This is a genomic window from Streptomyces sp. KR80 (assembly GCF_052245555.1).
Taxonomy (GTDB): domain Bacteria; phylum Actinomycetota; class Actinomycetes; order Streptomycetales; family Streptomycetaceae; genus Streptomyces.
On the sequence record NZ_JBQQCD010000006.1, the window covers coordinates 64,836 to 85,534 of the forward strand.

The 20,699-nt window shown below is 71.1% G+C and carries 19 protein-coding genes; 9 read left to right on the plus strand and 10 right to left on the minus strand.

Annotation, left to right across the window (positions count from 1 at the left end; all coding sequences use genetic code 11):
• Nucleotides 1-106: 106 nt before the first annotated feature.
• Nucleotides 107-2,488, minus strand: a complete 2,382-nt coding sequence (locus ACTWQI_RS11425) for a GH92 family glycosyl hydrolase (RefSeq protein ID WP_443269703.1) — start codon at nt 2,486-2,488, stop codon at nt 107-109.
• 195 nt (nt 2,489-2,683) lie between these two features.
• Between ACTWQI_RS11425 and ACTWQI_RS11430 the strand changes: the two genes are divergently transcribed.
• Together ACTWQI_RS11430 and ACTWQI_RS11435 are read left to right on the plus strand one after the other, a co-directional pair.
• Nucleotides 2,684-3,994 carry an NAD(P)/FAD-dependent oxidoreductase gene (locus ACTWQI_RS11430; RefSeq protein ID WP_443269704.1) on the plus strand — a complete coding sequence of 437 codons (1,311 nt, stop codon included), beginning with the start codon at nt 2,684-2,686 and terminating at the stop codon, nt 3,992-3,994.
• Between the two features lie 94 nt (nt 3,995-4,088).
• Nucleotides 4,089-4,955, plus strand: a complete 867-nt coding sequence (locus ACTWQI_RS11435) for an Fpg/Nei family DNA glycosylase (protein ID WP_443269705.1) — start codon at nt 4,089-4,091, stop codon at nt 4,953-4,955.
• A 22-nt stretch (nt 4,956-4,977) separates the two neighbouring features.
• Here ACTWQI_RS11435 and ACTWQI_RS11440 read toward each other — a convergent pair whose 3' ends face one another.
• On the minus strand, nt 4,978-6,447 hold the full coding sequence (locus ACTWQI_RS11440; protein ID WP_443269706.1) for an amino acid permease: 1,470 nt from the start codon (nt 6,445-6,447) through the stop codon (nt 4,978-4,980).
• A 242-nt stretch (nt 6,448-6,689) separates the two neighbouring features.
• Between ACTWQI_RS11440 and ACTWQI_RS11445 the strand changes: the two genes are divergently transcribed.
• On the plus strand, nt 6,690-7,481 hold the full coding sequence (locus ACTWQI_RS11445; RefSeq protein ID WP_443269707.1) for a CAP domain-containing protein: 792 nt from the start codon (nt 6,690-6,692) through the stop codon (nt 7,479-7,481).
• Between the two features lie 71 nt (nt 7,482-7,552).
• Here the strand turns inward: ACTWQI_RS11445 and ACTWQI_RS11450 are convergent, their stop codons facing one another.
• From ACTWQI_RS11450 to ACTWQI_RS11460, 3 genes are read right to left on the minus strand one after another with little or no spacing between them, the layout of a single operon-like run.
• The gene (locus ACTWQI_RS11450) at nt 7,553-8,998 is read right to left on the minus strand and encodes an ATP-binding protein (protein ID WP_443269708.1); all 1,446 of its coding nucleotides are present in this window, start codon (nt 8,996-8,998) and stop codon (nt 7,553-7,555) included.
• Complete coding sequence (locus ACTWQI_RS11455) at nt 8,995-9,738, minus strand: response regulator transcription factor (protein ID WP_443269709.1); 744 nt, start codon at nt 9,736-9,738, stop codon at nt 8,995-8,997. Before ACTWQI_RS11455 ends, ACTWQI_RS11450 begins: the two co-directional genes overlap by 4 nt.
• A gap of 23 nt (nt 9,739-9,761) precedes the next feature.
• On the minus strand, nt 9,762-10,040 hold the full coding sequence (locus ACTWQI_RS11460; RefSeq protein WP_443269710.1) for a hypothetical protein: 279 nt from the start codon (nt 10,038-10,040) through the stop codon (nt 9,762-9,764).
• Nucleotides 10,041-10,134: 94 nt separating this feature from the next.
• On the opposite strand from ACTWQI_RS11460, the gene ACTWQI_RS11465 reads away from it, so the two are divergent.
• Complete coding sequence (locus tag ACTWQI_RS11465; RefSeq protein ID WP_443269711.1) at nt 10,135-10,356, plus strand: hypothetical protein; 222 nt, start codon at nt 10,135-10,137, stop codon at nt 10,354-10,356.
• Between the two features lie 5 nt (nt 10,357-10,361).
• On the opposite strand, the gene ACTWQI_RS11470 is transcribed toward ACTWQI_RS11465, so the two are convergent.
• Nucleotides 10,362-11,132: a bestrophin-like domain gene (locus ACTWQI_RS11470; protein WP_443269712.1), complete on the minus strand. Its 771-nt coding sequence runs from the start codon at nt 11,130-11,132 to the stop codon at nt 10,362-10,364.
• A gap of 1,168 nt (nt 11,133-12,300) precedes the next feature.
• Here ACTWQI_RS11470 and ACTWQI_RS11475 point away from each other — a divergent pair.
• A complete protein-coding gene (locus ACTWQI_RS11475; RefSeq protein ID WP_443269713.1) occupies nt 12,301-13,113 on the plus strand; it encodes an SAM-dependent methyltransferase in 813 nt (270 codons plus the stop codon).
• Complete coding sequence (locus ACTWQI_RS11480; RefSeq protein WP_443269714.1) at nt 13,110-15,272, plus strand: putative bifunctional diguanylate cyclase/phosphodiesterase; 2,163 nt, start codon at nt 13,110-13,112, stop codon at nt 15,270-15,272. The genes ACTWQI_RS11475 and ACTWQI_RS11480 overlap by 4 nt, the downstream gene beginning before the upstream one ends.
• A 24-nt stretch (nt 15,273-15,296) precedes the next feature.
• On the opposite strand, the gene ACTWQI_RS11485 is transcribed toward ACTWQI_RS11480, so the two are convergent.
• A complete protein-coding gene (locus ACTWQI_RS11485; RefSeq protein WP_443269715.1) occupies nt 15,297-16,325 on the minus strand; it encodes a rod shape-determining protein in 1,029 nt (342 codons plus the stop codon).
• A gap of 145 nt (nt 16,326-16,470) precedes the next feature.
• Entirely contained in the window at nt 16,471-16,698 is a 228-nt protein-coding gene (locus ACTWQI_RS11490; protein WP_443269716.1) for a dodecin, read from the minus strand.
• Between the two features lie 130 nt (nt 16,699-16,828).
• Here ACTWQI_RS11490 and ACTWQI_RS11495 point away from each other — a divergent pair, with 130 nt between their 5' ends.
• From ACTWQI_RS11495 to ACTWQI_RS11505, 3 genes are all read left to right on the plus strand, one after another.
• Nucleotides 16,829-17,605 (plus strand): GNAT family N-acetyltransferase, encoded by a 777-nt coding sequence (locus tag ACTWQI_RS11495; RefSeq protein WP_443269717.1) that lies wholly within the window; start codon nt 16,829-16,831, stop codon nt 17,603-17,605.
• Entirely contained in the window at nt 17,602-18,522 is a 921-nt protein-coding gene (locus ACTWQI_RS11500; protein ID WP_443269718.1) for a lysophospholipid acyltransferase family protein, read from the plus strand. Before ACTWQI_RS11495 ends, ACTWQI_RS11500 begins: the two co-directional genes overlap by 4 nt.
• Nucleotides 18,523-18,592: 70 nt before the next feature.
• Nucleotides 18,593-18,961 (plus strand): DUF427 domain-containing protein, encoded by a 369-nt coding sequence (locus tag ACTWQI_RS11505; RefSeq protein WP_443269719.1) that lies wholly within the window; start codon nt 18,593-18,595, stop codon nt 18,959-18,961.
• 3 nt (nt 18,962-18,964) lie between these two features.
• Here ACTWQI_RS11505 and egtD read toward each other — a convergent pair whose 3' ends face one another.
• Nucleotides 18,965-19,930: an L-histidine N(alpha)-methyltransferase gene (egtD, locus tag ACTWQI_RS11510; protein WP_443269720.1), complete on the minus strand. Its 966-nt coding sequence runs from the start codon at nt 19,928-19,930 to the stop codon at nt 18,965-18,967.
• The gene (gene egtC / locus ACTWQI_RS11515) at nt 19,927-20,685 is read right to left on the minus strand and encodes an ergothioneine biosynthesis protein EgtC (RefSeq protein WP_443269721.1); all 759 of its coding nucleotides are present in this window, start codon (nt 20,683-20,685) and stop codon (nt 19,927-19,929) included. Before egtC ends, egtD begins: the two co-directional genes overlap by 4 nt.
• Nucleotides 20,686-20,699: the final 14 nt, after the last annotated feature.

The window sequence follows — 20,699 nt, forward strand, 5'->3', positions numbered from 1 at the left end:
CCTCCTCCGGAGGGGCGGACCGACACCACCTCACCTGCTGCTTCCAGGGTAGGTCCGCGGTCTTCGGGCACGCCGCCACCCAGCCTGGCGTCTCCTCGCCGCCCGCTCAGCCGGTGGGCGGCGGCGCGTCCTGAGGGCCCGTGCCCCACCCGGACGGCTCGGCGCCGACGCGGAACGCCAGGTTGCGCCCGGCCCGGATGTCCTCGGTCGTGATCCACGTCTTCGCCAGGTCCCGTCCGCCGAGCGTCACCGACCGCACATGGCGGCGCGTGCTGTTCGTTCCCGGTGCCGAGATCCGGAAGCGGCCGCTCGGGTACCACCGGCGATCCAGCGCGACATCCACCTGCTCGAACACGGGCGTGGACAGACCCCAGACGTCCGTGCCCGGGAAGACCGGGAACACGCCCATCGAGGACAGCACCATCCACGACGACATGGTCCCCAGATCGTCGTTGCCCGTGACGCCGTCGGGAGCATCGGTGAACAGCGTGAGCGCCGCGTGCACGACATCGGTCGTCTTCCCGGGATGCCCGGTGGACAGATAGGTGTACGGGGCGATGAGGTCCGGCTCATTCTGCGGGTTGTACTTGTCGGCGTTGTAGTAGTCGTACGGGCCGGCCACCCACACCTCGCGCGCGGTGCCCTCCGGGTCCTTGCGCAGCCGCTCGTACGCGAAGAAGGAGTCCAGCCGCCGCTCCGTCGCCTCCCGGCCGCCGATGAGGGAGATCAGCCCCGGCATATCCTGCGGCACCAGCCACATGTACTGCCAGGACGTGCCCTCGTGGAATCCCGTGCCCTGCGCCGGGTCGGGTGATTCGGTGAACGCGCCCTGGGCGTCCCGGGCCCGGAAGAAGCCCGTGGCGGGGTCGAAGATCCTGCGGTAGTTCCGGGCCCGGGCCGCGTACCGCTCGGCGTCGTCCCGATGGCCCAGCTCCCGTGCCATCTCCGCCAGCCCCGCGTCGGCCAGCGCGTACTCCAAGGTCGCGGAGGCGCCGTGGTGGAAGTCGGAGTCACCGGGCTTGTCCTTGGGGCGTCCCGGCAGGTGGGGGACGTAACCGTGCTCGAGGTACTGGCGGTTGCCCTCCCGGCCCACGTACGGGGAGTCGGCGGGCGGCACGCCGTCGGCGTTCTTCCGCAGCACTCGGTAGGTCTCCTCCTCATGGCCCGCCAGCAGCCCCTGGCGGTAGGCGCCGGTCAGGAACGGCGTCACGGGGTCGCCGGTCATGATGTTCGTCTCGGCGGTGGCGTAGGCCCACTTGGGCAGCCAGCCGCCCTGCTCGTCGACCGTGAGCAGGGACAGCGCCATGTCCCGCGACTCCTGGGGCGCGAGCAGGGCCAGCAGCTGGGCCTGGGTCCGGTACGTGTCCCACAGCGACCAGTTCTGGTAGTACGTGAAGCCCCGGGCCCGGTGCATCTTCCGGTCCCAGCCGGTGTAGCGGCCGTCCGTGTCCTGGCCGACGTTGGGGTGCAGCAGCGCCCGGTAGAGCGCCGAGTAGAACGTACGCCGTCGCTGCTCGCTCCCGCCGCGCACCCGGATCCGGCCGAGCCGCCGCTCCCACGCCCGGCGTGCGGCCTCGGCCGTCTCGTCGAAGGAGCCCCTCCCCTCGGCGGCGAGGTTCCGCGCCGCACCGTCCGGGTCGACGTAGCTGATCGCGGTCACGGCCTCGACGTCCCGGTCGCCCCGGGTCGTGTCGAACCGGACGTACGCCCCGCGGCGGCCGGCGCCCACGGAGGAGCCGCTGCCCGCGCTCACCCGGTCGCCGTTCCATGTGCCGTGGGAGGTGAACGGGCGGTCGAACCGGGTGATGGTGTGGACCGTGTACGGCCCGCTCTCCTGGCAGAAGCCGCTGCCGGTGACCGTGGCGGCGACGGTGCGGTCGTCCAGAACGCGCACCCGGCTTTCGGTGACCCGGTGCAGCGCCTGACCGGCGTTGAGCAGGACGTTGGCCTTGTCGGTGGCCGGGAAGGTGTACCGCTGCCGGCCGGTGCGCCGGGTCGCCGTCAACTCGGCGGTGATGCCGCCGTAGTCGGCGAGCTGGACCTTGTAGTAGCCGGGGGAGGCGGTCTCCCGGTCGTGGCTGAAGGCCGCCGCGTAAGCCGCGTTGTCGGTCCTGGCGATGTCCCCCGTGGTGGGCATGATGGGCAGGTCGCCACCGATCGCGCAGCCCACGCCCGCCAGGTGGACGGCCGAGAACCCGCGGATCCGCGAGTCGTCCCAGTCGTAGCCCGTGGTGTGTCCCGTGTCGGGGGAGAGCTGGACCATGCCGAACGGAACGGCGGCGCCCGGGAACGTATTGCCCTCGTTGCGCGTGCCGATGAAGGGGTTGACGAGGCTCGTCAGCGCGGCCGGGCCGGTGTGCTCCATGCGCTCCGCGGCGGCGGGTGCGGCGGTGCTTCCGCCGAGCGTGCCGGCGAGCAGGACCCCTGTCATGGCCGCCCGGAGCGGGACGCGCCCGGGTGCGCGTCCGCCGCGCTCGATGCCTGCCATATGCGGTCTCCATCCGACAGGACGGATAAAGAGGGCGACGTTGTCTTCAAGCCGTGCCAGGCTGGCTGTCCCCGAGGTCGAAGTCAAGGACCGGGACCTGGTCGGACCTGGCCGGAAGACCGCCGCGAGCGGTTCAGTGCGGTCGTACGGGGAACCCGGCGCGCGAAGCGTTCCCGCCGACTCTGGGAAAGGACCATGAGCCGACCCCGCATCGTGATCGTCGGAGCCGGATTCGCCGGTTACCGGACCGCGCGCACGCTGTCCCGGCTGGCCCGTGGCGCGGCCGAGATCGTGCTGATCAATCCCAACGACTACTTCCTTTACGTGCCGTTGCTGCCCGAGGTGGCGACCGGCGTCCTGGAGCCCCGCCGGGCGACCGTGTCGCTCACCGGCACCCTGCCCGAGGTCCGCCTCGTCCTCGGCGAAGTGCACCGGATCGACCTCGACCGGCGCCGGGTCGGCCTCACCGACCCCGAAGGCAGCCCACATGACCTCGGGTACGACCGGCTGGTCCTGGCGGCCGGCAGCGTCAACAAGCTGCTGCCCGTGCCCGGTGTCACCGAGCACGCGCACGGCTTCCGCAGCCTGCCCGAGGCTCTGTACCTGCGCGACCACATCACCCGTCAGCTGGAGCTGGCCGCTGCCACGGACGACCCCGGCGAGCGCGCCGAGCGCTGTACCTTCGTCGTGGTCGGGGCCGGCTACACCGGCACCGAAGTCGCCGCCCACGGCAAGCTGTTCACCGACGAACTCGCCCGGCAGAATTCGGTCCTCCGCGACCGGGAACCGCCGCGCTGGTTGCTGCTCGACCTCGCCCCCCGGGTCCTCCCCGAACTCGCCGAGCACATGTCCCACACCGCCACCCGCGTCCTCGTCCGGCGCGGCGTGGAGGTGGGCACAGGCACCTCGGTGGAGGAGGCGGCCAAGGAGGGCGTCCACCTCACCGACGGCCGGTTCGTCCCCACCCGCTCCCTGATCTGGTGTGTCGGGGTGCGGCCCGATCCGCTCGTCGCCGACCTGGGGCTGCCCACGGAGCAGGGGCGGCTGATTGTCGACGAGTACCTCGCCGTCCCGGGGCATCCGGAGGTACTGGCCTGCGGGGACGCCGCGGCGGTGCCCGATCTGTCACAGCCCGGCCGGATCACGCCGATGACCGCCCAGCACGCCTGGCGCCAGGGCAGGAGGGCCGCCTGCAACATCGCCGCCTCGTACGGGCAGGGCGAGCGGCGCCCGTACCTCGCTCGCGACCTCGGCTTCGCTGTCGATCTCGGCGGGTTCCAGGCCGCGGCGAACCCACGGGGGATTCCGCTCTCCGGTCCGGCCGCGAAGGCGGTGACCCGCGGCTACCACCTGTTGGCCATGCCCGGGAACCGGGTGCGGACCGGTGCGGACTGGGTGCTGGACGCGGTACTGCCCCGCCAGGCGGCGCACCTCGGGCTGGTCCCCGCCCACGCGGTGCCTTTGGAGAACACGGCGCCGGAGACGCCGGTGCTGCGCGACCGGTAGCGGGGCAGCACCGGTAGCGGTGATCGGTGCGGCAGCGTCGGGCAGTTCCGCGCGACGGGGCGCGGAGCGTGCGGTGCCGGGGCAGACTGGGGGCATGCCGGAGCTGCCGGAGGTCGAAGCCCTCACCGGATTTCTTGACCGAACCCTGGTCGGGCGGCCGGTTGCGCGCGTCGTACCGGTCGCCGTGAGCGTCCTCAAGACCTACGATCCGCCGGTCACCGCGCTCGAGGGACTGACGTTCACCGCCGCCGCCCGGCACGGCAAGTTCCTCGACCTCACCGCCGACGGGCTGCATCTGGTCATTCACCTCGCCCGGGCCGGCTGGCTGCAGTGGAAGGACAGCCTGCCGGCGGCCCCGCCCCGTCCGGGCAAGGGGCCGCTCGCTCTGCGTTTGCGGCTCGCGGGGCCCGAGGGAGCCGGATTCGACCTGACCGAGGCGGGCACGCAGAAGCGCCTCGCGGTGTACGTGGTGCGCGATGTGGCCGAGGTGCCCGGCATCGCGCGGCTCGGCCCGGACCCGCTGGCGGACGACTTCACCCCCGAGGTCTTCGCGGGCCTGCTGCGCGACGAGCGCCGTCAGATCAAGGGTGTGCTGCGGGACCAGAGCGTGATCGCGGGGATCGGGAACGCCTACTCGGACGAGATTCTGCACGCGGCACGCATGTCGCCGTACAAGCTCGCGGCGAGCCTCACCGAGGAGGAGACCGGGCGGCTGTACGAGGCACTGGGTGCCACGCTGCGTGAGGCCGTCGAGCGGTCCCGCGGGCTCGCGACCGGGAAGCTGAAGGCCGAGAAGAAGAGCGGGCTGCGGGTGCACGGCCGCACGGGACAGCCGTGCCCCGTCTGTGGGGACACGATCCGCGAGGTGTCCTTCAGCGATTCGTCACTGCAGTACTGCCCCACCTGCCAGACAGGCGGGAAACCCCTCGCGGACCGTCGGTTGTCCCGGCTGCTGAAGTAGCTCCGCGGCCTCCGGACAGGACCTAGACCTGCGGCTCCCTCTCACCCTGGGCCGCCTCGGCCTTCGCCAGCTCCGACCGCCGGTAGGAGTAGCCGAAGTAGATGACGAGCCCGACCACGAACCACACCGCGAACCGCAGCCAGGTCTCCCAGTGCAGATACGTGATCAGCCAGATCGATGCGACGACGCCCACCGCCGGGAGGAACGGCATCCAGGGGCAGTGGAACTGGCGCGGCAGGTCGGGGCGCCGATAGCGCAGCACGATCACCGAGGTGCACACCACGGCGAAGGCGAGCAGAATCCCGATGTTGGTGAGCTCCGCGGCCTCCCCGATCTTCACGAAACCGGCGATCCCGGCGGATGCCACGCCCACGATCCAGGTCACACGCGTCGGCACGCGCCGGGTCGGGTGCGTCTTGGCGAACCAGTGCGGCAGCAGCCCGTCGCGGCTCATCGAGAACCACACCCGCGTCACCCCGAGCATGAAGGTGAACATCACCGTGAGGATGCCGATGATCGCGCCGACCGCGATCACATCCGCGATCCCGCTCAGTCCCACCGACTGGAAGGCCGTCGAGAAGCCGCTCTCCTTGTCGATGTCCGTGTAGTGCTGCATCCCGGTCAGCACAAGACAGGCCAGTACGTACAGCACCATCGAGATGGCGAGCGAATAGATGATCGCCTTGGGCATGTGCCGCTGCGCGTCCTTGGACTCCTCGGCCGCGGTGCTCATGGCGTCGTAGCCGAAGACCGCGAAGAAGACCACGGCCGCGCCCGTGAACGCGCCTCCGACGCCGTACGGGAAGAAGGGGCTGTAGTTGCTGGTCTTCACGTGGAAGAAGCCCACGACGATGACCAGCAGCACCACCAGGACCTTCAGGACCACCACGGCCGTCTCGAATCGGGCGGCGTTCTTGATGCCGAGGTTGAGCAGATAGGCGACGAAGAGACAGAGGATGACCGCGATGAGGTCCACTCTGTGGCCTTCGCCCGTGCCCGGCGCACCGAGCATCCAGGTGGGCAGCTCGGCTCCCAGGTCGTTGAGCAGGAAGTTGAAGTACCCGGAGATGCCGATGGCGACGACCGCGACGATGGCCGTGTACTCCAGCAGCAGGTCCCAGCCGATGAACCAGCCGCCCAGTTCACCCAGCACCGCATAGCCGTAGGTGTATGCGGATCCGGCCTTCGGGATCAGGCCCGCGAACTCCGCGTACGAGAAGGCGGCCGCCGCGCTCGCGACGCCCGCGATGAGGAACGACACCAGGACGGCCGGTCCGGCCGTGCCGTTCGCGACCGTGCCGGCCAGGGCGAAGATGCCGGCTCCGATGATCCCGCCGATACCGATGGCGGTGAGCTGCCACAGGCCCAGGGTGCGGGTGAGCTGCTCGTTCGCGGCCCCCTCGGGCTCCTGGATGTGCTCGATCGGCTTGCGGCGCAGTACGCCGCGTCCCTGCCCCAGACTCCGTCCCGGGGGATCCCCACTCACGGTCATGGTGTGCTCCCTCCGTCGACGACAGACGGCGGCCCATGATGGCGTAGGTCACACAGCCGCGGAAGATGCCGTTCCGAAAAAGGGGGCAGACGTATCCGAAGGGGTACCTGAGTGAAATCTTATGGGTTCTTGAAGATCTCGCCCGAACGATGATCGGAATCGACCGGAGGAATAAGGTCAATGCCCGTCGACCGAGCGATCGGGTCGGCGGACCCCCCCCCACCCCCCGGAGGACGATCACCATGAGCCCCCGTCATCGCCGACGTCCGGCATCCCACCGGCGCCGATCCGGTCGCGCCACCGGACTGCCGATGCGGCGGCTGGCGCTGGCAGCGGGTGCGCTCACGGTCGTCGCAGGTGTCGGTGCCGGTGTAGCGGTGATGGATCCGGGGGTCGACGGCGCAGTGGTGGCCGAGGACGGACCCGCCTCGGACCGCGTCGCTTCCTCGGCGTCCCCCATGGCCGAGGACGCGACGCCCACCTCTGCCTCCCCGTCGGCGACGAAGCGTCCCTCCCCCCGGCGTACGAAGGCCTCCGCCAAGCCGAGTCCGCGGCGGACGGCCAAGAAGACGGAGTCGCGGACGCCCACGGCCACGCGCACGCCGACGGTCCCGCGGAGCGCTCCGGCGCCTACCCGGGCCCCGGCCGCCACGGGTGAAGCCGCACGCATCGTCCAACTCGTCAACCAGGAGCGGTCGAAGGCCGGCTGCAGCCCGCTGACCACCAACAAGAAGTTGACCGCGGCCGCTCAGAAGTACACCGATGTCATGGCCGACACGGGTGTGCTCTCCCACACCGGTCCCGACGGCTCGCAGGTGAGCGATCGTGTGGAGCGGGAGGGCTACGTCTGGTCCGCGGTCGGCGAGAACATAGCGCAGGGGCAGCCGGACGCCGAGGCCGTGATGGACGCCTGGATGAACAGCCAGGGTCACCGCGAGAACATACTCAACTGCAGCTTCCGGGAGATAGGCATCGGGGTCCACAAGGGCGACGGCGGCCCCTGGTGGACCCAGGACTTTGGCACCAGCCGATAGTCAGCTTCGGGCTCCCTGTCCGCGCATCGCCGCATTTCTGCTGATGTGCGCCGTTTCGCCCCATCGCCTCTCTACGGTTGCTCGGCAGGCGACTTCTGCGTCGGCGCCCTGTGCGAGGACACCTTCCGCCACGCGCGGCGCGCGCGCCGGGACGCGCGTCCCAAGCCCCGCTGCAGTTCTGGGGCCAGGCCGAGGGTCACGCGTACGTGCGCACCCCCCATCGGCCCGCGGTCGATCGCCACTTCTCCTCGTGTGGCGCGGGCCGCGCGGTGCGCAATGTCCAGGCCGAGACCGGTCGAACCACCCACGCTCACCCCCCGGGCGAGCGCACTGTCCGGATCCGCGATCCCGGGCCCTGCGTCGTCGACCACCAGCACCACCGCCTGAGCGGTCCGCTCCACGCGCACCGAAAAGTCCGTTTCCTGTGGGGTGTGTTGGAAGACGTTGCCGATCAGGGCGTCCACCACCGCCGCGAGATCGTCCTGCGCCAGGAGGACGGGGGTCGGCTCGGCGGTGGCGAGAAGCCGGCAGGACCGCCCCTGTTGCTTGGCCAGTACCGACCAGAACTCCACCCGGCCCCGTACGACCTCCGAGACCTCACAGCGCTCGTCCGGTCCCGCCCAGGCCGCGGCGCGACTGCCGGACTTCTCCGGCCCGGCGGTGACCCCGCCGAGCGGCCCGGTGGAGAGTGGTGTGCGCGCTGCCGAGATGATCGAGTCGAGCTCCGCCTCCAGGTGGGTGATCGCCGCCGTGATCCGCTCCGAGCCCGGCGTCGAACCCATCCGCTCGGCCTCCAGGCGCAGCGCGGTCATGGGGGTTCGCAGCCGGTGCGAGAGGTCGGCAACCAGCTCCCGCTCCATTGCCAGCAGTTGCGCGACCCGGTCCGCCATGGAGTTGAACGCGTTGCCCGCCTCCTGGAGCTCCGGTGGACCGGCCGGCTCGACCCGGACCTGCAGGTCGCCCGAGCCGAGGGCGTTCGAGGCCTGCGACAGGCTCCGCGAGGACCGTACGACGCGCGCGCCGAGCCGGTCCGCGACCACGACCGACCCGGCCACCAGCCCTACGGCCAGCAGCGACATCACGACCCAGGACAGGGTGACGCCCCGGTCGAGGTCCTTGCGCGGCACGAACGACTCGACGACCGCGACCCGGTTCTCCGCGAGGATCACGGGCTGGAGGAACAGCCAGCCGTCCCGAGTGTCGAGCGCCCGGGTCTCCCGGTCGCGCTCGGCCCGGTCCAGGGCGTCCGCAGGCGCGTGCTCGGCGCCGATGACATCCCCGTCCGGCAGGTGCACGCCCAGCCGGTCTCCGGAGTCCAGGCCGGAGACGGCCTGCTGCACATCCGAGGGGCGGGTGGTGAGCGCCAGCACGGGTGCCAGGGCGGCCGCTCGCTGCTCGGCCTCCGTCGTCGCACGACTCCGGGCCTCGGACTGGACAAGAAGGGCAAGTGGTATCAGAAAGGACAGTGCCACCATGGACGTCACCGCGAGCGCGACCCCCGCGAGGGCACGTCTCATCGCGGCGCCACCAGTTTGATGCCGATGCCCCGCACGGTGTGCAGATAGCGCGGCTGGGCAGCACGTTCGCCCAGTTTGCGGCGGAGTGCCGAGAGATGGACGTCGATGGTCTGATCCTCCACATACGGCTGGCGCCAGACGTCCGCGAGGAGCTGCCGCCGGGAGACCACCTGGTCGGCATGGGTCGCCAGATAGGCGAGCAGATCGAATTCGCGGCGGGTCAGCCGTAGTTCCTGCCCGGCCAGGTGCGCGGTCCTGGCCAGCGGATCGACCACCAGCTCCCCGACCTGTACGGCTCGGAGCGCCGCCGCGGGGACCGCGCCCGTCTGGGGGCCGCCCGCCGGTTCGGAGCCCGCCGTGTACGGCACAGTTCCGCGCTGGGAGGTACGCCGGAGCACAGCTCCGAGGCGGGCGGCCAACTGCCCGCCGGAGAAGGGCTTGACCAGGTAGTCGTCCGCGCCCGCATTGAGGAGCTTGATGACCTCCGCGTCGTCGTCGCGGGCGGTGGCGACCAGCACCGGCACCTGCGAGATGCCCCGCAGCATGCGCAGGACGTCCGTGCCGTCCAGGTCGGGCAGGCCGAGGTCGAGCACGACGACGTCCGGCGGGCGCTGCGTCACCTCGCGCAGCGCCTCGAACCCCTGCGAGGCACTGTGCACGACGTGGCCGTGAGCGGAGAGCACTTCGATGAGTGCGCTGCGTATCACAGGGTCGTCCTCGACGAGAAGCACGGATGCCATGGGCAAGCACGGTAGCCGGTCCGTCAGTATGGTGTCGTGTCCCGGTACCTGCGCAACCTGCTCATATGGCTGTCCTGCACCGCCGTCAGCGTCACGTCGGTGATTCTCACCGTGCATTTCGTGGTGGGTTCGACCAGGCCGACCCCGCCGGTGGCCCACTCGGCGCCCACGGTCTTCTCCTCGCCGTCCGGACAGGCGGGCAAGAACGGCAGATCGCCGACGCCCAGCCCGTCGGCGACCTCGCGGCCGCCGACCACCAAGCCCTCGACGAGCCCGACCCCCACCCGTACCGCAACGCCCACCCGGCCAGCTCCCTCGCGGTCCGCCGGGGCGGCAGGTGGCGGGTCAGGGGGGACCGGGTCCGGGTTCGGCGAATGCCGAGAGGGCGGCTCGGGGGTGCACACCGTCAATTCGGCCGGGGGGCAGGCCTCGATCCGCTGGGGCGACAACGGGGTGTGCCTGGTCTCGGCGATCCCGACCCGGGGCTTCACGGTCCGGACCTCTCAGCGCGAGCCCACGACGCTGAGCGTGACCTTCACCGGCGACCGCCAGGAGTCCGTGATCACGGCGACGACCACCCCGCAGGACAAGGCGACCGTCCGCGAGCGGTCCTGGTAGGCGGGTCATCCCTCTCCCGCGGCGTGCGGAAACAGGCTGAGGAAGGGGCCTGCCGAGTCGATGGCGCCACGCCCCAGCGGTGCGTCGAAGTGCCAGATCAGAAACAGCAGAAAGGCGATCAGTGCGCTGAACAGGCCGGCCATGAGGAGTTCGCGCCCCGAGCGGCGGATCTGCAGGGTGAAGATCATCCCGACGGCCGCCAGACCCCCTGCGATCAGACCGAACCACACCACCCCCGGCATGGTCGCCCCGGAACTCTCCTCCCGCGCGCTGCGCGCGTCGTCGGCCGCGGCCAACTGGTCGACCATGGGCTGGTACGTCTGGTTCTCGATCTCGGTGCTCGGCGTATGGCCGGAGACATCGCGTCGGACCCGGGCGAGCAGGGCGGCCCCTCGCTCCGTCAGTCCATCGTGCTCGGCCATGGACGGCCACTCGACGGTGACCACGTGTCCGACGTACGCGTCGATGTCCTGGCGGATGCGCTGGCGCACCGGCTCCGGATAGACCTGGGCCCGGACGCTCACCTCGTGCAGCGCCTGTGCCTCGGTCCGGACCGCGTCCTCCGCCGCGCCGCGCGCCTCCCAGACCCCGGCGATCGCCAGACCGAGCACGATCGCATAGACCACGCCGATCATCATCGTCATGTACTCGAGCACGTCGGGGGTCTGAGAGGGGTCGTCGTCCTCGCCGACGCGTCGGTGATTGAGCAGCACGATCGTGAGAACGACGCCGCAGGTGGCGGCCATCGCGAGGGACAGCACGAGCCATCCGGACAAGACGCATCACTCGCTTCCACGTCGGGTCGATGAGGTCGTTGGGCCATGGGCGCGTTCGGGCCGTCCGGATCAGGAACGGCGCGAGCGTGGGCGCAGAGCCGCGGCGGCGAGCACCGCGGGCGCGGTGATCAGCAAGAGGTGGCTCACTACGGACGGCCCACCCGCGGGCTTCTCCCGGTCCCGTGTCGTATGGACCCGCGACAGGGGTACGGGGTGGGCCCGCTCAGGGGGCGGTCGGGGGCTCGGCGGCGGTTCGGGCGGTGTGGGCGGCTTCCGAGGTTCGGGGGGTTCGGGCGCCGGGGTGGGAGCCGGCGCCGGGGGAGGAGGCGGCGGGTCGGGACGGGCCGGACGCGGCGTCGGTGCCGCCTTCGGGCATGTCACGCGGAGCGTGGCGCCGCCGGGCCCTGCGGAGGCCACGAGATCCGGCGAGTCCCCTGGGCAAAGCTCCAGTTCGGCGACCGAGCCTCCGGCGGGCGCCGTGGCCCGCATCCCGGGCGCCTGCGTCGGCAGCGGTACCTCAACTTGGGGATCCGACGCCGGCACCGTGACCCGCACATCCGGTCCTTCCCACGCCGATGCGGAGTCCCCGACTCCCCCCACCGCCACCCCGGCGGCCCCCATCCCGAGACCCGCGCCGACGGCGACAACCCCCAACCGGTGCCATACGTTCACGCGGAAGATCGTGCGCAGCGCACGGGGCTTTCAGCCGCGACGAGCGATGGATTACCACCGACGGGTGGATCTCGGCCGTTCCGGGTTTGGGTCATGCCGCCCCGCCTGCCGATGCTCTCTTGACGGTGCCACCCGGGTACGCCGTACGGTCCCTCACGGAACGTCAGCCGGGCGTTTTCGTCGCTGAGTTCGGCCCTTGGGCCGCACACCACTTGCGTGCGGTGTGCGCGCGTCCGCGAGCCGCGCTCCATGGTGATGCTCCTGAGTCCCAAAGGCCCTCGGATGTACGGGTCTTGAGCGATACACCGAAGGGGATCTCGATCAACGACCCGCCAACTCCACTGCAGACGGGTGCACTTGCCTACGGTTCATGTCAAGAACGGACCGAAGATTTCCGTTTGAGGTTCCCTTGTTCACTGCCGAGTCAGTAGCCTCGGCTTGAGACACCGGCATGCTCATGGCCGGACCAACCATGGCAGAGAGCTGGAGACCATTGATGGAGCGTCCATCCTGGGCCCCCCAGGGCATCGACCTTTCCGTGCCGAGCGTTTCCCGGATCTACGACTACTATCTGGGTGGCTCGCACAACTTCGAGGTCGACCGGGAGGCCGCGCGCCGGGCGATCGAGATCATGCCGGGTCTGCCGAAGATCATGCAGGCCAATCGGGCGTTCATGCGCCGCGCCGTCCGGTACGCCGTGGACCAGGGCGTCGACCAGTTCCTGGATATCGGCTCCGGCATACCCACCTTCGGCAACGTGCATGAAGTCGCCCAGACCGCGAGACCCGGGGCCCGCGTCGTCTATGTGGACAACGATCCCGTCGCCGTGGCGCACAGCCGCGCCGTGCTGGAGGGCAACAAGGACGCCGGCATCGCCGCCGCCGATCTGCGCAAGCCGCACCAGATCCTCGACAGCCCCGAGGTGACCCGGCTGCTCGACCTCGACCGGCCCGTGGCCCTGCTCCTCGTCGCCGTCCTGCACTTCATGACCGAGGAGGACCAACCCGAGGCCGCTGTCGCGGAACTGCGCGACGCTCTCGCCCCCGGCAGCCTCGTGGTGCTGACCCACGCCTCGACCGAGGGCTCGCCGGCGCCCGAGCAGGCGACCAAGGTCGTCGAGGTTGTGTACACCAAGGCCAGCTCGCCGTTGGTGATGCGTTCCCGTACCCAGGTCCAACGGTTCTTCGACGGCTTCGAACTGGTCGAGCCGGGGCTGGTCGCCATGCCGCACTGGCGTCCGGAGAGCCCGCTGGAGCAGGAGGACCCGATCGTCTTCGGCGGCTACGCGGGCGTGGGGCACAAGGCGTGACCAGAGGGCCGGATGCGTCCGGGCATCCCGAGAGCGACGGGCTGGAGGACCGGCTGCGTCGCTTCGCGCGAATATGGAGCCGGGCGATCTACCCTGCCACCGCGACCTCGATGACCCGCGAGGAGTTCGAGGACTACCTGGTGCCGTTCGCCCGTCGGCTCAGCGACGCGCTCGCCGCACACCCCTTCGACCCGGCCCCCGCCGCCGACGTCGGGACCGCCCTGATCGACGCCCACTGCACCGACCCGGGCGCGCTGTCCCACTCGCTCGGGGTGGTCGACTCGTATCTGGTGCTGTACTGCGCGTCCGGCGACCCGTTGCCGGCCGAGGAGGGCCGGGCCCGTTGCGCCCGGCTGCAGCACGCCATCGCTGCCGGGTTCGCGCGCGCCTTGCGGGAGCGGACCCTCGCCGAGCAGGAGGCGATCTCCCAGGCCGCCCTGAGGGCACAGACGGACGCCGAGCGCGCGCTGTACGCGAGCGAGGCGCGGTTCCGGGCGGTGTTCGAGGGCGCCGCCGTCGGCATCGGGATATCGGACATGGACGGGAACGTCCTCGACGTCAACGCGGCGCTGACGCAGATGTTCGGCGGCTTGGAGCACCATGTGCGCAGCCGCAAGGTCCACGAATGGGCCCATCCGGAGGATGCGCCCGGCACGTGGGATCTGCAGGGCGAGCTGGCCCGCGGAGAGCGTGACCACTACCGGATCGAGAAGCCGTACTACCGCAACGACGGCACCGTCCTGTGGACCAATCTCACGGTGTCCCTGTTGCGGGACCCGGTCGGCCAGCCGCAGTACATGCTCGCCCTGATGGAGGACGTCACCGAACGGCGGTTGCTGCACGAGCAGTTGCGCTTCGAGGCGACCCATGACGCGCTCACCGGGCTGCCGAACCGCACGCTCTTCTTCGAACGTCTGCAGGCGGCGCTCGCCCAGCGCGCCGGCGTCGCGCGCTTCGGTCTGTGCTACCTCGACCTCGACGGCTTCAAGACGGTCAACGACAGCCTCGGCCACGCCGTCGGCGACCGGTTGCTGGTGGCCGTCGCCGAGCGGCTGCAGAGGTGCGCCACGTCCCCCGGTCAGCTGATCGCCCGGATCGGCGGGGACGAGTTCGGGGCGCTGATGGTGGATCCGAAGACACCGGAGGACGTGACCGCCTTCGCGCACCGGATCCTCGAAGTGCTCGCCGAGCCGGTGGAGCTGGACGGGCGTGAGCTGTCCGTCCGGGGCAGCATCGGCATCGTCGACGGGCCGGCGGGGGAACTCGGCCCGGCAGAGGTGCTGCGCAGCGCCGACATCACGATGTACCGGGCCAAGGCGTCGGGCGGCAACCAGTACGAGCACGCCGACCCCGAGGCCGACCTGCGCGCCATCACCCAGCACGGCCTGACGAACAGTCTGCCGACGGCGCTGGAGCGCGGCGAGTTCTTCATCGAGTACCAGCCGCTCGTACGGCTGAGCGACGGGACTGTCCGCGGTGCGGAGGCGCTGGTGCGCTGGTGCCATCCGCTGCGCGGAGTGCTCGGCCCGGATCAGTTCATTCCGCTGGCGGAGAACACCGGGCTGATCGTGCCGCTCGGCCGCTGGGTCCTGGCGCAGGCCGTACAGCAGGCCCGGAACTGGAAGTTCGGGCCCGAACGAGGGACGGTGCGGGTCAACGTCAACCTCTCGCCGTTCCAGCTCCGGGACCCGGGTCTGGTCCGGGACACCGTGAACGTGCTGCAGGAGGCCGGGCTGGAGCCCAGCGCCCTGTGCCTGGAGGTCACCGAGAGCGCGCTGATCGGCGCCGACGAATCGTTGATCAAGCCGCTGCGGGAGCTCGCCGACCTGGGCGTGGACATCGCCCTGGACGACTTCGGCACCGGATACTCCAACCTCGCCAATCTGCGCCGGATGCCGCTCAGCACACTCAAGCTGGACCGGTCCTTCACCCAGGGCATGCTGCGCGATCCGGCGGACCCGGTCGACATCAAGATCGTGGAGGGAGTCGTGTCGCTCGCCCACACGCTGAATCTGGCGGTCACGGTGGAGGGCGTGGAGACCGGCGCTCAGGTCGAACACCTGCGCGGGCTGGGCTGTGACACGGCCCAGGGCTGGTACTACGCCCGTCCCGGCCCGCCGGAGCGGCTGCACGCGCTGTCGCTGGTGGACGCCTCGTGACGGACGGTCCCCGCCCTGGACCGGTCAGTTCGTCAGCGGGTCGAGATGCAGTGGCCGCACCTTGCCCTCGAGCATCGAGCCCAGCCCCCGTACGGCGCAGGTGTCCGGCCGCTCGGCGGTCTGCGCCGGCATGCCGGTGGCGCGGCTGAGCAGCGTGTCTAGCCCCGGCAGCAGCGCGCTGCCGCCGGCCACCATGATGCCCCGGTCGGACAGATCGGCGACCAGATCCGGCGGGCAGCGCCGGAGCACCACGCGGATGCCGTCGAGCAGTGCCGTCAGTGCGTTGACGATGGCCCGTCGCACCTCCGCGGTGTCGACGGTGACCGAGCGGGCCAGCCCGGTCGCGACATCGCGGCCGTGCACCTCGGCCAGGTCCGTCGTGTCCTCGGCGGCGCTCAGTACGAGGTGCAGCGGACGCACGGCCGGGCTCGGCAGCATCAGTTCGTGCTCGCTGCGCAGATGCTCCATGACCGCGTGGTCGATGGAGTTGCCACCCACCGGGATGTTCTCCGCCGCGACGATCGACCCCAGCGAGAGCACCGCGACCTGGCTCGTCGCCGCACCGCACACCACGATCATGGTGGCCTCGGGCTGTTCCACCGGCAGTCCGCACCCCACGGCGGCGCAGATGAGCGCGTCGGCCAGTTCCACCCGCCGGGCCCCGAGCGCCGTCAGTGTCTCCACGGCCGCACGCTGCGTCAGCGGCTCGCTGTCGTGCGGGGTGCAGGCCGCGATCCGCAGCGCGGGCTTGCGGCGCCAGGCCTTGCGGAGCTTGTCACCGATGAGCTGGCGGAGCATCCGTTGCGCCATGTCGATGTCCACGACGGTGCCACCGGAGACGGGGCGGACCACGCGGATGTACTCGGGCGTGCGGCCTGTCATCCGCTCGGCCAGCTCGCCCACCGCCAGCAGCGCCCCGGAGCGGGTGTTCACGGCGGCCACACTGGGCTCGTCGACGACCAGTCCGGTGTCCTTGACGTACACCCTGGTTCTGGCGGCACCGAGGTCGACGGCAACCGAGCAACGGCGCAAGTGCTCAAGGCTAACTGGCACGTGAGTCTCCCCTGGGGGACGAAGCGAAGGGCGGGGGTCGGCGCCGCCTTTTACCAGGTTGCCCTTTTTAATCCTTATATGCCCGTAATGCTGGGCTGCGCGAGCTGTGGACAGCCCGATCGGACGTATGCCGCCCGGACGGTTCTCAGGACCCCGGCTTCTGGGAGTCCTCCAGCCGGAATCCGACCTTGAGTCCCACCTGGACGTGCTCGATGTGGCCCTCCACGAGGTGCCCTCGAATCTCCGTCACCTCGAACCAGTCCAGATAGCGCAACGTCTGGGCGGCGCGTTGGATCCCGTTGCGGATCGCGGCGTCCACACCCTCGTGCGACGACCCGACGATCTCGGTCACCCGGTAGGTGTGATCGGTCATGACGGTCTCCCTGCTGCAGTGGGGCGGCCCCCCTTCCACGTCCAACCGTGCCCCAGTCATTCAGCCACCGCACATCCGCCCAACCCGAAACGGTCACGTTCGCGCCAGCCGGCGCGGTCAAGAAGGAGACATGACGACTTCACCACCGCTCGCCCCGGCTCCCGCCCCCACCGTCACCCGCCCTCGCTACACGGTCTCCCTCGCGCGCGACGAGCACGACGTACGGGCCGCGCAGCGGCTGCGCCACGAGGTCTTCGCCGGTGAGATGGGAGCACTGCTCGCCACCACCGAGCCGGGCCTCGACATCGACTCCTTCGACGCCTACTGCGACCACCTGCTGGTACGGGAGGAGGGCACCGGGACCGTCGTCGGCACCTACCGGCTGTTGCCGCCCAAGCGCGCAGCCGTCGCCGGACGGCTCTACGCCGAAACCGAGTTCGACATCAGCCGGCACGCCGGCATCCGTGCCGACCTCGTCGAGGTCGGCCGCTCCTGCGTCCACCCCGACCACCGCGACGGCGCCGTCATCTCCCTCATGTGGGCCGGCATCGCCCGCTACATGACCGACACGGGGCACAACTGGCTCGCCGGCTGCTGCTCCATCCCCCTTGCCGACGGCGGAGCGCTCGCCGCCGGCGTCTGGGACACCGTCTCCGCCAAGCACCTCTCGCCCGAGGAGTACCGCGTCACCCCGCACCTGCCCTGGTACCCCACCAGCGCGGTCCCCGAAGGGCGCACCCCGCTCCCGCCGCTGCTCCGCGGCTATCTGCGGCTCGGCGCCTGGGTCTGCGGGGAGCCCGCCCACGACCCGGACTTCGGCGTGGCCGACCTCTATGTGCTCCTCTCCCTGCGGCGCACCGACCCGCGCTACCTCCGCCACTTCCTCTCCCTCACCTCCGCACCATGAGTCACTCCGTGAGCGCTCCGGTCGGCCCCTGGCTGCCCAGCGCGCCGTGCACGCCTCAGCTCTGCCTGGACGATCCGGTGCCGTGTGTGCCAGTTCTGCGCAGGATCTTCCGGTACGCGGCGGGCCTGGTGGTCCTGCTCTGCGGGATCGTGCTCTCCCCGCTCGCCCGGCAGTGCTCCACGATCCGCCGGGACCGGCTGACCGCCCTCTGGTGCCGCTCGGTGGTCGCGGCCTTCGGCGTCCGCGTACGGATCACCGGCGGCGCGGCGGTACGGCCGGCCGGCGGAGCGCTCGTCGTGGCCAATCACGTGTCGTGGCTGGACATCCCACTGGTCGCCGCCGTACGGCCTGGCCGGATGCTGGCCAAGATTGAGGTCGCGGCCTACCCGGTCCTGGGACCGCTTGCAGCCCGTGGCGCCACGATCTTCCTCGACCGCGACCGGCTGCGCGCCCTTCCCGGAACCGTCGCCGAGATGGCCGCCGCGATGCGCTCCGGCTCCACCGTGGTGGTCTTCCCCGAGGGAAGCACGTGGTGCGGCCGGCAGCATGGGCGCTTCCGTAACGCCGCGTTCCAGGCGGCGCTCGACGCGAGAGTGCCCGTCCAGCCGGTCCGGATCCGCTACCGGCTGGACGACCGGCGGCCGACGGCGATGGCGGCCTTCATCGGCGAGGACACGCTGCTCGACTCGTTGCGCAGGGTGGTCGCCGCCCGCGGCCTCGTCGCCGAGGTGACCGTCCTGCCGGCCATCGGCCCGGACACGTACGCCGACCGGGGCGCGCTGGCCCGCGCCGCGCGGGCGGCGGTGGCCGGCGACGGGCAGGACACCGCACCCCGGAGCCGGGTCCCGGCACCGCGGACCCGCTCCTCAGCGGGGCGCGCCCCGGCTCGCACGAGGGCGGGAATGCAGGGTCGGTGACCAGGCGTTGGACCGATATGGCCGGGCCGCCGTGCGCCGGGCCCCGAATCGACGACGAGGGAGCGCTGCCGTGCCCGCCCAGCACACCGTGGAAGCGGTTCCCGGTACCGAGGTCGTCACGGTTACGATCGACGGGCAGGTGGTCGCCGAGTCCAGCCGGCCGGTGCTGATGTACGAGACGGGTCTGCCGGTCCGCTACTACCTCCCTCCCGAGGATGTGGCGATGCACCTGTTGGAGCCCACCGACACACACACGTTCTGCCCCTACAAGGGTCGGGCCTCGTACTGGTCGTACCGGGGCGGCGACGGCCGGGTCGTGACGGATGTGGCGTGGGCCTACCCGGACCCGCTGCCGGAGGTCGCCCTGATCAAGGGCCGGCTGTCCTTCTACGACACCTGGGCCGACGTCATCGTCGAACGGCCGGTGGACCGGACGTAACGGCTAGTCGGACGGGAAGGCGAGGGAGAGCGCGAACCGTCCGGCGCCGTCCGTCCACCAGTGGCGCAGATCCAGCCCCGCGGCCGCCAGCTCGTCCCGGACGCCGTCCTGCCGGAACTTCGCCGAGACCTCGGTCCGCAGCTCCTCACCCGCGTCGAAGCCGACCGCCAGGTCGAGAGCCGGGATCTTGGCGGTCACCGCGGTGCGGGCGCGCAGTCGCATCTCGATCCACTCGTGTTCGGAATCCCACACCGCCACGTGGTCGAAGTCATCGGGGTCGAAGTCGGCGCCCAGTTCGCGGTTGAGGACGGACAGCACGTTCTTGTTGAAGGCCGCAGTGACCCCGGCCGTGTCGTCGTACGCCGCCACCAGCGCGCTCTCGTCCTTGACCAGGTCGGTGCCCAACAGCAGTGCGTCGCCCGGGGAGAGCAGGGCGCGGACGGCGCCGAGGAAGGTCAGGCGCTCGGCGGGCAGCAGATTGCCGATCGTGCCGCCGAGGAACGCGACCAGTCGCGGACCCGGGGCATCCGGAAGCACCAGCCCGTTCTGGAAGTCGGCGACCAGGGCGTGCACGGCCAGGTCCGGATGGTCGGCGAGCAGGGCCTGGCCGGCCTGGGTGAGCGCCGACTCGCTGACGTCCACGGGGACGTACGTCCGCAGGTCGGCGAGGGCTCCGATGAGGTGGCGGGTCTTCTCGGAGGATCCGGAGCCGAGCTCGACGAGGGTACGGGCGCCGGTGGCGGCGGCGATCGCGGGAGCCCGCTCGATGAGGATCTCCCGCTCGGCGCGGGTGGGGTAGTACTCCGGCAGCCGGGTGATCTCCTCGAAGAGATCGCTGCCGCGAGCGTCGTAGAACCACTTGGGCGGCAGCTGTTTGGGGTCGGTGCCGAGGCCGCGCAGGACGTCCCGCCGCAGGGCGGAGGACATGGCGTCGGCGGGGAGGGTGCGGGTGAGGAGATACGGGCTCACGTGCAAGGCTCCTTGAGAGGGGTCAGGAGGACTTCGGCGCGGGTGGCGCTGAGCAGGGTGCGGTCGGGGACCTCCGTCCAACGGGCGTCGTCGTCGTACGGCTCGGACGCGACGGCCATGGCGCCCCGGGGGCGGTCGGCCAGATACCAGAGGGTGTCGCCCCAGGTGGTCGCGAAGGCCGAGCCGCCGTCGACGAGCAGCAGGTTCAGCCGCGAGCCGGGCGCGGCCTCGGCGAGCGCGGCGGTGGTGTCGGCGAGCGCCCGGCCGGGGTCGTCGCCCGAACGCAGCCGGTGCAGCACCAACGACCAGACGAACGCGGAGTCGTTGCGCGCCTCCAGCGTCAGCAGGTCGAGGGCCGGGAGGCCGGCCACGAGCGGCGCGGCGGACCGGGGCCAGTCCCGCAGCGCGCCGTTGTGGCTGAACAGCCATGGCCCGCCGGCGAACGGTGCGGCCGCCGCCTCCCCGTCCGCCCCGGCCTCGGTGGCATCGCGCACGGCGGCGAGCAGGGCGGTGGTACGGACGACCCGGGCGAGGTCGGCGAACGACGGATCGGCCCAGATCGGCCCTGCCCTTCGGTAGCGCGCGGGCACCGGGTCGGCGGGGGCGTACCACCCCACGCCGAAGCCGTCGGCGTTGACGGTCCCGTACCGCTGCCGGCGTGGCGCCCAAGACTGCCGGAAGAGCGCGTGCTCCGGCTGAACGACGATCTCGCCGATCGCCACCTCGGGCCCGAGATATGCGATGTGCCGGCACATCAGCGCCCCACAAC

Excerpts from the sequence above, each read along its gene's own strand:
- ACTWQI_RS11455 (WP_443269709.1), bottom strand. The coding sequence starts at position 9,738 with ATGGCATCCGTGCTTCTCGTCGAGGACGACCCTGTGATACGCAGCGCA.
- ACTWQI_RS11435 (WP_443269705.1), top strand. The coding sequence starts at position 4,089 with ATGCCGGAGCTGCCGGAGGTCGAAGCCCTCACCGGATTTCTTGACCGA.
- ACTWQI_RS11430 (WP_443269704.1), top strand. The coding sequence starts at position 2,684 with ATGAGCCGACCCCGCATCGTGATCGTCGGAGCCGGATTCGCCGGTTAC.
- ACTWQI_RS11490 (WP_443269716.1), bottom strand. The coding sequence starts at position 16,698 with ATGACCGATCACACCTACCGGGTGACCGAGATCGTCGGGTCGTCGCAC.
- ACTWQI_RS11445 (WP_443269707.1), top strand. The coding sequence starts at position 6,690 with ATGAGCCCCCGTCATCGCCGACGTCCGGCATCCCACCGGCGCCGATCC.
- ACTWQI_RS11440 (WP_443269706.1), bottom strand. The coding sequence starts at position 6,447 with ATGACCGTGAGTGGGGATCCCCCGGGACGGAGTCTGGGGCAGGGACGC.
- ACTWQI_RS11425 (WP_443269703.1), bottom strand. The coding sequence starts at position 2,488 with ATGGCAGGCATCGAGCGCGGCGGACGCGCACCCGGGCGCGTCCCGCTC.
- ACTWQI_RS11495 (WP_443269717.1), top strand. The coding sequence starts at position 16,829 with ATGACGACTTCACCACCGCTCGCCCCGGCTCCCGCCCCCACCGTCACC.
- ACTWQI_RS11450 (WP_443269708.1), bottom strand. The coding sequence starts at position 8,998 with ATGAGACGTGCCCTCGCGGGGGTCGCGCTCGCGGTGACGTCCATGGTG.
- ACTWQI_RS11500 (WP_443269718.1), top strand. The coding sequence starts at position 17,602 with ATGAGTCACTCCGTGAGCGCTCCGGTCGGCCCCTGGCTGCCCAGCGCG.
- ACTWQI_RS11475 (WP_443269713.1), top strand. The coding sequence starts at position 12,301 with ATGGAGCGTCCATCCTGGGCCCCCCAGGGCATCGACCTTTCCGTGCCG.
- egtC (WP_443269721.1), bottom strand. The coding sequence starts at position 20,685 with ATGTGCCGGCACATCGCATATCTCGGGCCCGAGGTGGCGATCGGCGAG.